Origin of the sequence: Staphylococcus sp. HMSC65H10 (genome assembly GCF_001839185.1) — a bacterium.
GTDB lineage: Bacteria > Bacillota > Bacilli > Staphylococcales > Staphylococcaceae > Staphylococcus > Staphylococcus simulans.
Genome location: NZ_KV840310.1, coordinates 1 through 13,004, shown reverse-complemented (window position 1 = coordinate 13,004; position 13,004 = coordinate 1). Strand labels below are relative to the sequence as shown.

The 13,004-nt window shown below is 33.9% G+C and carries 12 protein-coding genes; 2 read left to right on the top strand and 10 right to left on the bottom strand.

Translation table 11 applies throughout. From position 1 onward, the window contains the following. Positions 1-8: 8 nt before the first annotated feature. The 3 genes from HMPREF3270_RS01475 to HMPREF3270_RS01465 all read right to left on the bottom strand — a co-directional run bounded on the left by HMPREF3270_RS01475 (position 9) and on the right by HMPREF3270_RS01465 (position 3,698). Positions 9-2,135, bottom strand: a complete 2,127-nt coding sequence (locus HMPREF3270_RS01475; protein WP_070848341.1) for a peptidase domain-containing ABC transporter — start codon at positions 2,133-2,135, stop codon at positions 9-11. Beyond that, positions 2,132-3,409: a glycosyltransferase gene (locus HMPREF3270_RS01470; RefSeq protein ID WP_070848342.1), complete on the bottom strand. Its 1,278-nt coding sequence runs from the start codon at positions 3,407-3,409 to the stop codon at positions 2,132-2,134. Before HMPREF3270_RS01470 ends, HMPREF3270_RS01475 begins: the two co-directional genes overlap by 4 nt. A 70-nt stretch (positions 3,410-3,479) precedes the next feature. Then, the gene (locus tag HMPREF3270_RS01465; protein ID WP_070848343.1) at positions 3,480-3,698 is read right to left on the bottom strand and encodes a hypothetical protein; all 219 of its coding nucleotides are present in this window, start codon (positions 3,696-3,698) and stop codon (positions 3,480-3,482) included. Between the two features lie 170 nt (positions 3,699-3,868). On the opposite strand from HMPREF3270_RS01465, the gene HMPREF3270_RS01460 reads away from it, so the two are divergent. After that, positions 3,869-4,660 (top strand): DUF2812 domain-containing protein, encoded by a 792-nt coding sequence (locus tag HMPREF3270_RS01460; protein WP_070848344.1) that lies wholly within the window; start codon positions 3,869-3,871, stop codon positions 4,658-4,660. A 162-nt stretch (positions 4,661-4,822) separates the two neighbouring features. On the opposite strand, the gene HMPREF3270_RS01455 is transcribed toward HMPREF3270_RS01460, so the two are convergent. The 5 genes from HMPREF3270_RS01455 to HMPREF3270_RS01435 all read right to left on the bottom strand — a co-directional run bounded on the left by HMPREF3270_RS01455 (position 4,823) and on the right by HMPREF3270_RS01435 (position 8,652). Continuing rightward, on the bottom strand, positions 4,823-5,449 hold the full coding sequence (locus HMPREF3270_RS01455; protein ID WP_070848345.1) for a DedA family protein: 627 nt from the start codon (positions 5,447-5,449) through the stop codon (positions 4,823-4,825). Positions 5,450-5,644: 195 nt separating this feature from the next. Next, the gene (locus HMPREF3270_RS01450; RefSeq protein WP_371106793.1) at positions 5,645-7,147 is read right to left on the bottom strand and encodes an APC family permease; all 1,503 of its coding nucleotides are present in this window, start codon (positions 7,145-7,147) and stop codon (positions 5,645-5,647) included. Positions 7,148-7,212: 65 nt separating this feature from the next. Continuing rightward, the gene (locus tag HMPREF3270_RS01445) at positions 7,213-7,596 is read right to left on the bottom strand and encodes a DUF423 domain-containing protein (protein ID WP_002481372.1); all 384 of its coding nucleotides are present in this window, start codon (positions 7,594-7,596) and stop codon (positions 7,213-7,215) included. Between the two features lie 20 nt (positions 7,597-7,616). Then, on the bottom strand, positions 7,617-7,994 hold the full coding sequence (locus HMPREF3270_RS01440; protein WP_002481371.1) for a DUF5327 family protein: 378 nt from the start codon (positions 7,992-7,994) through the stop codon (positions 7,617-7,619). Continuing rightward, on the bottom strand, positions 7,987-8,652 hold the full coding sequence (locus HMPREF3270_RS01435) for a uracil-DNA glycosylase (RefSeq protein WP_057510139.1): 666 nt from the start codon (positions 8,650-8,652) through the stop codon (positions 7,987-7,989). The genes HMPREF3270_RS01440 and HMPREF3270_RS01435 overlap by 8 nt, the downstream gene beginning before the upstream one ends. A 107-nt stretch (positions 8,653-8,759) precedes the next feature. Between HMPREF3270_RS01435 and thiD the strand changes: the two genes are divergently transcribed. Next, complete coding sequence (gene thiD / locus HMPREF3270_RS01430) at positions 8,760-9,590, top strand: bifunctional hydroxymethylpyrimidine kinase/phosphomethylpyrimidine kinase (protein WP_023015477.1); 831 nt, start codon at positions 8,760-8,762, stop codon at positions 9,588-9,590. Between the two features lie 207 nt (positions 9,591-9,797). Here the strand turns inward: thiD and HMPREF3270_RS01425 are convergent, their stop codons facing one another. After that, complete coding sequence (locus HMPREF3270_RS01425; protein WP_070848346.1) at positions 9,798-11,345, bottom strand: bifunctional metallophosphatase/5'-nucleotidase; 1,548 nt, start codon at positions 11,343-11,345, stop codon at positions 9,798-9,800. Positions 11,346-11,366: 21 nt separating this feature from the next. Further along, on the bottom strand, positions 11,367-12,938 hold the full coding sequence (locus HMPREF3270_RS01420) for a DNA-binding protein (protein ID WP_070848347.1): 1,572 nt from the start codon (positions 12,936-12,938) through the stop codon (positions 11,367-11,369). Between the last annotated feature and the right edge of the window lie 66 nt (positions 12,939-13,004).

Genomic DNA, 13,004 nt, shown 5'->3' with positions numbered 1-13,004 from the left:
TTAAAACTTCAAATCTTTTGATGCTCATAAATACTTCTATAATATTTACTTCTAACTAATAGTTCTTTATGTGTACCATTAAATTTCAATTTTCCATCTTCCAAAATATAAATGTTGTCACAATTCAGCATTGTACTCACCTTATGGGATACAACTATTATGCTCTTATTATATTCTTTTAGTGTTCTCATAATTTTAATTTCGCTAAGTATATCTAGAGAAGCTGTTGCTTCATCTAATATTAATATTTCTGTATCCCTAAGTAATTGCTGGATTATACAAAATTTTTGCAACTGGCCTTTTGAGAATGAACTTCCTCCTTCAGCTACAATCGTATCGTATTTATTTGGTAGTGACAGAACTGTTTTTTCTAGTCCAAATTCCTTAATCAACTTTTTCATTTCATTTTCTTTTTCCTCAGAACAGCCTATCATATTCGATTTGATACTTTCGGAAAATAAATAAGAAGACTGAGCTACATAACCTATTTTTTCTCTAAGTGATTTTAATTTATATGTTGTTATTGGTTTACCATTGATCAATATTAATCCATTCTGCAACTTTAAAAACCCATAAATTAGATTAATAAGTGTCGTTTTACCAGAGCCAGAGTTTCCTATGATTCCAATTATTTCTCCTTTAGAAAATGTTAAGTTTAAATCTTTCAATATATATTTTCCTTCGTAGCTATATGAAATGTCTTTAACTTCTAAAGTGTTGAATTCTTCAAATATTTCTTTGTTATCATATATTTGTTCTTTTCTGCAATCAATTATTTCTAGTGTCCTATTATACGTTATATTCGCAGACAAGAATTGAGGTATTGAATTGACTAAATTTTTTATTGGGTTATTAAAAAATGTAGAGATTGAAATAAATGTGACTAGTTCACCTAAACTAATCTTCCTTTCTAAAACCAAATATGACCCTACACATAATAAAATAATCCTAAATAAATTATCCGATAATTCTGACAAATTTATATTCAAAGTAATAACATTCCCATATTTGACATTAAGGTTTGATATAGTTGAATATTCACTCCATATTTTAGACAACTTTAAATTTTCAGCACTATTTATCTTAACGTGTTGATACCCATTGATTATATCATTAATTATTGCTTCTAGATTTGACGATCTTATTTTTACTTCTTTGTCCAACTCTATTATTTTACTTTTGAAAATTTTAAGGAAAAATATAGAAAAACCTATTTGTATAACAATTAAAACTAATAACTCGTATCTTATTATAGAGAGTGCAGATATTCCAACTATTATTATTAAGCTATCCATAGAAATAGAAGTTAATGTTACAGAAAGTGTATTTTTTAAGCTAAATGCATCATGAATTCTTGCTAATATATCACCTTTCTTTCTTATTTCAAAATACCTTTTCGGTAAATACAGCAACGAATTATAAATGTCGCTCATAATATGGTTTTCTATTTTTTGAGAATAAAGAATTATGGATTTTTGCCTTAAATAATCACAAATAAACTTCAATATATATATTAGTCCGAAGAATGAACATGTTATTATTACTTTACTAATACTCTTTTGAGGGATTATATAATCAAACATAAAGCTATATATAAAACATGATGAAATAGATAATATGGTCAAAAGTATAGAAATGGTAGAAATTTTAAGAACTCTTCTCCTATTTATAATCAGAATATTACGAAAATACTCTTCGAAACTCTTGCTTTCTTCGACATCTTGAAAATGTATATTTGTTTTTAAAAGTATTATTGCATTAATTTCATCAAACATATTATTTGTCTTGTTGATTTTGATTGTTCCTGTAGTTGGGTCTCCTACTATTATATGGTTCTTTTTAATCGAAAATACAACGATATAATGGTTTGAATCATTTATTCTTATTGATAGTATAAACGGAAGCGTTCTAACCTTAAATAAATTCGTTTTTTTAATTTTTCCAAATTTTGTATTAAAACCAAACTTTTCCAAGGCCAACTTCATATCCTTTAAATTTAATGGTTTGTCATTCTTTTCAATACTATCTTTAACCTTTGGAACACTTATATTTTTACCATAATATTTTGCTACTGTCGCTATACATGCTGGTCCGCAATCATTAGTATATTCTTGACATATCGTTTTGTACCTCATGTTAATAAATTATCCTTTATAATATATTTACAAATATAACTATTATCCAACTCCATTCTTAATAACTTTTCTCGGTAATCTAGCATTCTAAATACTTGTTCGGGTTTTAACAATGTATCTATCACTTCTTTTAAACTCTCTTCGTTCATATTACAAAATTCATAAGAATCCATATAAGTTCCTAAGTTCTGTTTCACAACCATATTAGCATTTATAAATTGATCATATCTCATTGGTAGGACTATCATTGGTGTCAAATAATATAAAGATTCTAAGATGCTATTGTAACCTCCATGAGTAATATGTAGTTTTGATATTTCTAGCATTTCTCTTTGAGAATAAAAACTACTATACTCTACATTATCTAATCTATGGCTATTTTTAATCTTTATTAAGTTGGTCAACTTGAAAGAAATTTTAAAATCAAATTTACAAACCCTGCTTATTTTCATAATTTTTTTGTATATTTCTAATGGAAAAGAGGTGATTGTACCAGAGCTAACATATATCAAATCAATTTTATTCCTATTTTTTGTATGATTTAAATCATAGAATAATGGAGGTTTTAAATAATAATAATTATTATTTTTAATAGTATCATCAAATGGCAAGCCATATGAGAAATTGATTCTTTCGTCAGGATCCATTTGATACAATAATGGCAATTTTCTGTATTTATATTTTTTAGAATAGTGTTTAATATTTTCTATCAAACTTTTTAACAGTTCTTTCAACTCGTCATTGTTTTCCCTAAAAATTTTTACACCATATATATTTTGTAAAGCAAGATCAGGGTTACTAATCACTTCTTTTTCCCTAAAAATCATACTTGTTGCATAGCCAATGCATTTAATTCCTAGTTCATCCGCTATCTTTCTACCGTAAATTGCACATGCATCTCTTATAATGTAGTCTGGATTTATTTTTTTGACTTCGGAAATTATATTTTTGTAGTAATTTTCTGAAGATTCAAAGTTATATTCTAACATTTGCTTATGAACCTCTATTAATTCACTATTCGTCGAATGTTTTATTTTTGATTTTTGCAATTTCATTAAATTAGAATAGTTGTTTTCAAACAGAGTCTTATTTTGGACAGATATTACATCAGGATAAAATTTTAATTTAACACCTGTAGAAAATTTAAATCTTTCGCTTAAGATTTTTCCTATAAATACGGTTACTTCAACATTCGCATTTCTCAACTCTTTGGTTAAATCTAAAATACTTTGCACATGGCTATATTCATCATTAGTAAGTATTACAGCTTTCATGGTTTAACCTCCATATATTGAAGGACAAAGTAGTGTGAATTATCACACAACTTTGCCCTCGAAATTCATACTAACAACATCCTAATTCAGTACATGTATTGGCATAACAACAATCTAAACCTGAAGCAATGCCAGTAGCTGCAAAAGCTAAACTTGCTGACATTTCTAAATAATTGTGAAATCCATATCCTTTTCCTGAGAAAATATTTTCCATCTCATCATCGCTTATCACTTCGAAGTCAAAATCCATTTCTTCAAAAATTAAGTCTTTTTTGCTATTGTCTTCCATAAAAATCACTCCTTCTTTTTTATTTGATATATAATGCATTACTTATCATATATAATTATATTTAAGCGTTTGACATTTGTAAAGAAATATTATAAGATATTAGTTGATAATATAACATCCAAACTTTTATTAGCTATTTTTCACCCGATTATGAAAGAAGGTACATCATCATGAAAAACATCAAATTTTATTGCAAGGGCAGCCCTTCGGAAATTCGTTACTTAGAAAGCCAACAGCAGAAAGGTTATGTATTAAAGGATATACAAAATAACATCTATACTTTTGAAAAAGACCCTGAAGTTCGTAACACAACACTTCATGTAACATTTGCAAAAACAAAAGACTTAGAAGGAAATAGTCAAAATAGAAGTGAAAATCCTTTCCTCTCAGTACTAGCAAAAAAACTTTTTTACTCAAAGTATACTGTGCTTTATAGTTATCTTAAAAATAATGATGATCCTATATACAGTACTATTAGCGATACCAAAAACATTGAACATGAATATCTTAGTTTCTTTAAGCGTATAAACTTTACTTTGGCAATTTTGACAATGATAATTTGTGTTGCCTTATGGTCTTACTACACTGCAATTGGCAAACCATCATCTACTTTAATAATGCCAATTCAAATTATGCTCATTGTTTTTCTAATCACTTTATTTTTTAGTATTTTAATCAATCGAAGAATTCGTAAATCATGCCCTAAACTTCACGATGAATTATATTTAAGTTATTCTGTTTCCATCAAAAATGAATCAGCACTTCCTAACATTGATTCTCTCAAATATCTTGGTGCTTGGCGTTACCAAACAGAGAAAGAAGGCAAACATTACTATAGCCTTTTAAGCAAAGAGCCAAAAGAAACCATTATATCGGCGATTCAAAAAGAATTGAACATTTCAAATGAGCATATTTATGTATATTCACAATGGGACTTATTCCCTATTTATATGCATTTTTAAATATGGGATACCCTTATTCGATTTTATCAAGAAAACAGAAATAAACTAACATAAACACCAATTAAATAGAATTAATGAGTAAAATCAATAGTTCTATTTAAAAATGATTTCAAAAATCGCCGTTATCCCCTTTTTAAACACTAGGGAGATAACGGCGATTAATTATTTATCTGATTTTGAGTTTTTAAAACGTTGCTTCACATAATAAATGATTCCAACAATAAGTAATAAAACTAAAAGAATCAAGACAATGCTTGAAAAAGAATCAAATGCGGCTGAAATTTTTGGCCATGCTTCTCCAGCTTGTTGACCTAAAATGACTAATACTGTATTCCATATCAATGTACCAAGAGTTGTCAGTATAATAAATGATGTTAAAGGCATATGAGTTGTTCCAGCTGGTATAGAGATTAAACTTCTAATAACAGGAATAAAACGTGCAAAGAAAACAATCTTTTTACCATGGTTATCAAACCAATCATCTGCTTTTTCAATATCACTCGCTTTAAAACGCAAGATTTTTCCGGTTTTACCATTCGCTAATTTCTGTAAACGTTCTGTTGATAATAAACGACCCACAAAATAAAGTACAATGGCTCCGAATACAGAACCTAACGTTGCCGCAATAATGACACCTACGACATTCATATCTGAATGTAACGTCAAGAAACCACTGAATGTTAAAATCAGTTCTGATGGGATAGGTGGAAAAATGTTTTCTAATGCGATTAATAAGAATACACCGAGGTAACCAAATTGATCGATAAACTGCTCGACCATCTTTTCCATATCGTTCCTCCTAAGTGGATTTTCAACAAATACCATGGAATCTCCATTTTATTTGTTTTTAATAACTTATATTATTCCTTTAGTTAATGCAAGTAATTATGCGTGATTATAGTACAGTTGTATCTTTTAAAACTTATGATTTCATAAGAAAAGAGCGATGAACCTCTAATTAGATCATCGCTCTTAATATATAATTTATGCTTTTGTTTGAGTAGGTTCAGAGTCTGGTTCATCTAAGATTTCATCTACTTTTTGTTGACTTGTATCTAAGATTAGTCGACTCAGTTCGTCTTTATCCATATTTTTTAATTTTGGATAACGTACAACGAAGAATGCTAAGCCTAGAACTAACCATACAATCAACGCAATATAAGATGGTGTTGATAATGCGGCTGGTGATCCTGGGATTAAGAGTAATCCTAAGAAAATAAACGCAAAGATTGAACCGACAATCGCAAATGTTTTATAAATCGGTGCGTAAGTATTACTTTCTTTATTATAACTGAATAATTTCGTTGCTGATAAACATGTCACAAGATATGCGACAGATACACCTGTTGAAGACATATCTACAATCCATGTCAATGCAGTACGTCCTAACCAAGGTGCAATTAATGTTAAAGCACCTAAGAATAAGATTGCGACATATGGCGTCTTAAATCTTGGGTGGATTTTACTGAATACACCAGGCATAATACCTGAACGTCCCATTGAGAATAACAAACGACTTGAACTCATTAAGAAACCATTAAGTCCTGTGAAAATCCCCATAGTAATTGCTACAGCTAAGACAAATAAACCAATATAGCCAAAGGATTGTTGTGTCACAGCACCTGTTACCCATAAGTCGCTGTTTTCTGCGCCACGGCTGCTTAACCAGCCCGTATATAAAATCATTAAAACGTATGTGCCAGCTGCCGCAAGCAAGCTATAAACAATCAATTTAAATGTTTTATTCGGCGCAAAGTCGAATTCTTCCGCGGTTTGTGGAATATTATCAAACCCGACATACGCCCAAGGTGCGACAGCTACAATCATAATAATTGATGTAAACCATCCTTTTTTCTCGTCAGCTAAAGGTTGTAAGTTGCTCAATGAGAAACCACTACCGAAAAATGATCCGAAAAACATTAATAAAACAACGACTACCATTGCGATACAGAAGTAGTACTGCAGACTACCTGAAACTTGTGCACCACGAATGGTAATAAATGTAAAGAGTAAAAGTAAAGCTGTTGCGATAATAATTTCGGTAATGTAAACATCCCATCCAGCGATGGTATATAGCTTACCGTGTTCAAGTACGCCCGGCATCATAAACTTCAAGAGTAAGCTAAACGCGGTGGCATTCAATGCGACCACACAAATATAACCGAATGTCAGGAACCATGATGAGAAGAAGCTGACATACCTCCCGAAGCTTAAATAACTGAACGCAAATGCACCCCCAGATACTGGGAAGTGTTTCACTAATACGCCATAACTCACGCCAATAATAATCATTAGTAATGCACCAATTGTAATCCCGATTGCTGCTGCGATAGAACCAGATTGACTGATCCAGTCCCCTGGTAAAATAAATGACCCCCAACCTATACATGAACCATAGGCAATGGCCCATACAAATTTCTCAGATAGGTTTTGTTGTAAATCTCCTCGGTCTACTTTTTTATGGTGTCTTTTCTCTATTTTTCCCATAATAAAAATTCACCTCATTCGATACATTATACCCTGTGAGGTGAATTTTTGAACCGTTTATTAGTTTATTTTTTTAATTTTAGTGTTTGTACGAGTAAAGTTACCCAAGAAGCGATAAATAACACTCCGCCGATTGGTGTAATTGCACCTAACGGTTTAATTTGTGTTAATGATAAAGTGTATAATGAGCCACTGAAGATAACAATACCGCCAAGCATCATCCAACCTGCAGCTTTTAAGTTCAATTTAGTTGTACCGCTTAAGATACCAATGCCGATTAAACCTAAGCTGTGATACATTTCATATGTTGTTGCTTTGTTCCACACATCTAAATAATGCGGTGATAATTTATCTGCTAATGCGTGTGCACCAAACGCACCAGTCGCAACTGAAAGTGCTGCACACCCAGCGCCAATTGCTACGAACGTTTTCATCGTTTTAAAGTTCATATAAAGTCTCTCCTTTGTCATTAAAAGTCAAAAATAGAATCGCCATTTCCTAATTCGTCATCAGTTACCATTTTATTAGAGTTCCCCGGTGGTGTCGATAAATTCGATGAGTTCTGTTGCGATGACACTTTCCCACCCATCGCTTTAATTTCTGCCGCTGATACTTGTGAATGTGAACTTGTCGTATAACTTGGAGACGTCACTGAAGGCGCTTGCTGATACGTCATACTTGTTTGTTTTGATGAACGTGCAGGCACGTCACTTGAATCACTATCTGTATACAGTGAAGTCAGTGTATGAATCGCATACATATGCTTGCTGAATTCCGCTTCACTCGCCGCTTCATCCGCTTGTACTAATTCACGTTCAATTAACGCAATTAACTTCTCTTTATTCATCCATAGCCTCCTCACCACACCAATTTATTGGTGTTTGATGATGTGCTTCTAAATAAGCATTCGCTTGAGAATACGGCTTAGATCCAAAGAAACCGCGATACGCTGATAATGGACTTGGATGTACTGACTTAATCACATCATGTTTAGACGTATCTATTAACTTCTCTTTTTGTTGTGCAGGTTTACCCCACAAAATAAAGACCACATGGTCACGCTGTTCAGAAACGGTTTTAATAATCTCATCCGTAAAGATTTCCCAACCGATACCACGGTGTGAATGAGCTTCACCTTTACGCACAGTTAAGACAGTATTTAATAATAACACGCCTTCTTTCGCCCAATCTTGCAAGTGAGATACCGTTCTCTTGCAGCCGATATCATCTTCTAGTTCTTTATACATATTGCGTAAAGAAGGTGGAAACTTTCCTTCTGGCTGAACAGAGAATGCTAGTCCATGCGCTTGTTTAGGGCCGTGATATGGGTCTTGGCCTAAGATAACGACCTTTACTTTATCAAAAGGCGTTAAATCAAACGCTTGATATATATTTTCTCTATCAGGATAAACTATTTTTGTCGTATATTCTTTTTCTAAAAAATCATGCATTGCTTTGAAATCATGACGACTTGTTATATCATGAAATACTTCAGACCACTCCATGGTATCACCTCAAAACTATGATAACACACGATATATCAAAAAGTTCAATCCACCCTTGTAAACATGTTATTATAGAGTAAAAGAAACGTTAGGGAGTGTATGAACATATGGCATTGAAAAAAGTATTAACAATTGCAGGCTCAGATACAAGTGCAGGAGCTGGCATGCAAGCAGATTTAAAAACATTCCAAGAATTAGACACTTATGGAATGGTTGCTTTAGCAGCAATCGTGACAATGGACAAAGAAACATGGTCACACGATGTAACACCAATTCCTTTCGACGTATTTAACAAACAATTAGAAACAGCAATCTCTATTGGACCAGACGCTGTCAAAACAGGTATGTTAGGTACTGAAGAAGTCATCAAACGTGCAGGAGAAGCATTTGAAGAGTCAGGTGCGAAATACTTCGTTGTTGACCCAGTTATGGTTTGTAAAGGTGAAGATGAAGTACTCAACCCAGGTAATACAGATGCAATGATTAAATATCTATTACCTAAAGCAACAGTTACAACACCTAACCTATTTGAAGCTGGTCAATTATCTGGATTAGGTACATTAAAATCTATCGATGATATGAAAAAAGCAGCTAAAATCATTTATGATCAAGGTGCACAAAATGTAGTCATCAAAGGTGGTAAAGCATTAGATCAAGAAAAATCTTATGACTTATACTACGACGGCGATAAATTCTATCAATTAACAACAGATATGTTCCAACAAAGTTATAACCATGGTGCTGGTTGTACGTTCGCAGCAGCCACAACTGCTAACCTAGCAAACGGCCAATCACCTAAAGATGCAGTTGTTAACGCAAAAGCATTCGTCGCATCTGCAATTAAAAACGGTTGGAAAATGAACGACTTCGTAGGTCCTGTAGACCACGGTGCTTATAACCGTATCGAAAAAATCGATGTAGACGTTCAAGAAGTTTAATCTAATAATCAATAAAATGAATGTCAGAATATAAATGTTCCAATATTCAAAAGGACGATTTTCACAAAATGAAAATCGTCCTTTTACAATTTAATAAACTTTCTAATACACGTTTGTGTTTCAAAGCCAAGGAAAATCTAGATCTTTTCTTCGGCTTTATTATTTGGATGAATCCAATTGGTACTATTCATATAAATACACACCTAGTTATACTTCCACTTTGAAATCAGTAACATTTGGAATCTTAAGTTCTGGGTGCGCTTGCAGATAATCAATAATCAATTGTGCTCCTTCAGTTTGAATATCTTCAACAATTTTATCCGCACTGAACATCGGATAATTCCCCCCGCCTACTGCACGATAGTTATTTAAGACAACCTTATAACTCTCTTTCATATGGATCGGATTCCCTTGATAATCTAATTGCACGACACGTGAACCGACAGGGTTGCTGACTTTAATGGTATAACTGATACCTGAGTAAATATCATAATTGTAATGTTGCGGCTTAGGATAAATGAATTCTGGGTTCACAGTGACTTGGCCATCCTTGACAGAAAAATATTCTGCAGTTAATTCAATCGCATCTTTAATATCCTGTCCTGTCAGTTCAAGTACATTGAACGTATTAGGAAATGGATAATTATTTAAGACATCCCGCATAGTCACTTCGTTTCCGAATCCACTAGACAAATCAAACAACGCAGATGCTGCAATATCAGCACCGCTCACATCCATTAAGATGTAATTTAAGAAATTAATGTAAGGATGCGGTGTTGTGCGGGCGACAAATGCATCATCTACAATCATCGTCTCCTTTAATCGCGCAATCGGCACATCTAGCCAAGCATCCACTTCCGCATCAAATGCGGCCATTTTTTGTGCGAATTCAGGCTCTGTATCAGAAGCAGGTGTTAATGTTTCATTACTAAGCAGACTGACTTCCGCATTTTGTATTTTGCCTCTTTCAACGTCTATGATGATTCTTCCTACCTTCTCACCTTTCGCACCGGGCTGGATGACTGGGATATCATAAACAGTTTCCGCAATTTCACGATGTTGATGTCCTGTGATGAGTAAGTCAATATCTTGATGGAACTGTTTCAACATCGCATAACCTTCGTTTTCTCCTGTCAGGTCTTCCGTCGGTTCGCCTGTTGTTAAATCACATTCAAAACCACCGTGATAACAAACCGCAATGATATCCGCATGCGCTTTCACTTCTGGCAGCCAACGTTCTAAAGCGGTTGCTGCGCTTTCGAAGGTAAGACCTTCAATATGTGCTGCTTGTTCCCAATGAGGAATATATTGTGTCGTTAATCCGATGATTCCGATAATCAACCCGCCGCGTTCAATATAGCGTACACCGTGGCCTGTGAACGGTTCGCCATCTTTTAAAATATTAGCAGACAGTACAGTATAATTGAGTGCTTCTAGTGTCTGGTTTAAATACGACATACCGAAGTTGAATTCATGGTTGCCGATCACACCTGCATCGAATTTGAAATGGTTATAAATATACGCTAATTGTTTTGCTGAACCAAGTTCTTTGGCTAGATAATGACCCAGCGGAGAACCTTGTAAGAAGTCACCGTTGTCAATGAGAACGTGAAGCGGGTAATTGACTTTATCCTGATTGATGAGTTGTTCCGCATGTAATAAACCCATCGGCAATTGTTGTTGTCTTTCTTGATAATTCGTCGGGAAAATATATCCATGCACATCACTGACGATGTAAAAAGCTATCTGTGTCACTGTGATTCCTCCTGAAATACGTTAATTGATTTGAATAAGTTGTGTCTTAATCGTTGTATCGCCTTGTTTTAACCTTACATTTGCGTCACCTTTAAAATCAGAAGCTGTTTTACCTTCGAATGTTAATACAGCATTGCCTTGACTATCTGTTTTCACTTGTTGCGGTGTACTGTAACCTGGCGTTGTATTTTCTCCAAATATACCTAATTGTTGACCGCCTTCTGCATAAATACCTAGACGTATATTAGAGAGTGTTTGATTTTTCGGTTGATGCTTTAATGTTACTTTAACTGAAAATGTACTGCCCGCCTCTAAATTACTTGGTAATTCGAAAGACACCCCGCTGCTGTTTAATTTCGTATTAGATGTGTTACCATCCGGTTTTTGATTGTCTTCTGGTTTTACAGTATCATCCTTATTTTCTTTTGCACCATAGCTGCCTGCCGCAAAAGTAGAACGGTCATACCACTTATAATGACTTGGTGGTGTATTCCAAGGCTCTTGTTGCGGTTCTGTAGAATTTTCAGGTTGCTCGAAATCTTTTAGTGCAGTGGCTTTATCTTTTGAAACACCTAATCCTGTAATTGAATCTGCATTTTCTGATTTACCTAACCATGTCGTAAGATTTTTAAGCAATTGTGCGTTGTCTGCTTCTTTAAACCCATCATATGTCTTCTTAGCTTGACCGTTATCTTCACGTTTATATTTAGGAGAACTATCTTCTACTAATGAAGAATCTCCAATAAAGGCTGCTTTACCTTTTCCGACTTTTGAAACCGCAATATAAGGCCCCTCTGCTTGACCGCCGCCATTATAAACACCTTCGTCTACCGCATGTCCCCATTTCTGCTTAGCAGTCAGACCCTCAGGTGTAAAAACAATTCCTTTAGCTTTATCAGGATTTGTAATCGCAAGTGTAGAACCTGCATGTATTGTGACACTTTTGACATTGTCTGTGATTCCTAAACCTTCTTTCCCTTGTAACATATGAGAGGTTGTTAAATTATTTAAAGCGTTATATCTAAAGCGTACGCCAAATGTTTGTGCTAACCAGTCTGTACTTTGAACATCTTGCATCGCTTTAGATTTACGTTCCCCGTCCGTCATACCTTTTGTCATATCTGAATATGCGCCTCTGCGATAACCATTCATCGCTTCTGATGAATCAATTCGGTTTAAGTTGCGATCGGCGTTATAGTGATCAGAAATAAATAGAATACTGCCTCCTTGTTGTGTGAAATCAGTCATTGCTTTTTGTTCTGAGGTTTTAAAAGGAATGTTTGCTTCTGGAATAACCAATATCTTTTTACCTTTTAAGGCTTGTGGTGTGATATTAGATTCCCCGCGCAGTTCTGTCACCTTATACCCTTGTTTCACAATACTGTTTGCATAATCTGAGAAGCCACCATCAATCGTCCAATCTGCTGCTCCCGCAGTTTGCCCGTGTGAATTATCAAATACTACTTCTCCTTTTTGGTTCGTACCGATAGTCGGTGCTGCTTGTGCAGCATTTGAGTATGTATCAATTGGAACAGTAGTGATGGAAATTGTAGAAATAGCTAAAGCTGCAAAAAATTTGTTTAATTTTCTCACTTTTAAAATACCTCCAAATGTAAATTCTGTCTTTATTAGGCTCTTTGTCAAATTCGGTTGATATAT

What these genes read in the sequence shown, in the direction of transcription:
- HMPREF3270_RS01435 (WP_057510139.1), bottom strand. Translation starts at nt 8,652, where the DNA reads ATGGAGTGGTCTGAAGTATTTCATGATATAACAAGTCGTCATGATTTC.
- HMPREF3270_RS01465 (WP_070848343.1), bottom strand. Translation starts at nt 3,698, where the DNA reads ATGGAAGACAATAGCAAAAAAGACTTAATTTTTGAAGAAATGGATTTT.
- HMPREF3270_RS01475 (WP_070848341.1), bottom strand. Translation starts at nt 2,135, where the DNA reads ATGAGGTACAAAACGATATGTCAAGAATATACTAATGATTGCGGACCA.
- HMPREF3270_RS01455 (WP_070848345.1), bottom strand. Translation starts at nt 5,449, where the DNA reads ATGGAAAAGATGGTCGAGCAGTTTATCGATCAATTTGGTTACCTCGGT.
- thiD (WP_023015477.1), top strand. Translation starts at nt 8,760, where the DNA reads ATGGCATTGAAAAAAGTATTAACAATTGCAGGCTCAGATACAAGTGCA.
- HMPREF3270_RS01445 (WP_002481372.1), bottom strand. Translation starts at nt 7,596, where the DNA reads ATGAACTTTAAAACGATGAAAACGTTCGTAGCAATTGGCGCTGGGTGT.
- HMPREF3270_RS01460 (WP_070848344.1), top strand. Translation starts at nt 3,869, where the DNA reads ATGAAAAACATCAAATTTTATTGCAAGGGCAGCCCTTCGGAAATTCGT.
- HMPREF3270_RS01450 (WP_371106793.1), bottom strand. Translation starts at nt 7,147, where the DNA reads ATGGGAAAAATAGAGAAAAGACACCATAAAAAAGTAGACCGAGGAGAT.
- HMPREF3270_RS01440 (WP_002481371.1), bottom strand. Translation starts at nt 7,994, where the DNA reads ATGAATAAAGAGAAGTTAATTGCGTTAATTGAACGTGAATTAGTACAA.
- HMPREF3270_RS01470 (WP_070848342.1), bottom strand. Translation starts at nt 3,409, where the DNA reads ATGAAAGCTGTAATACTTACTAATGATGAATATAGCCATGTGCAAAGT.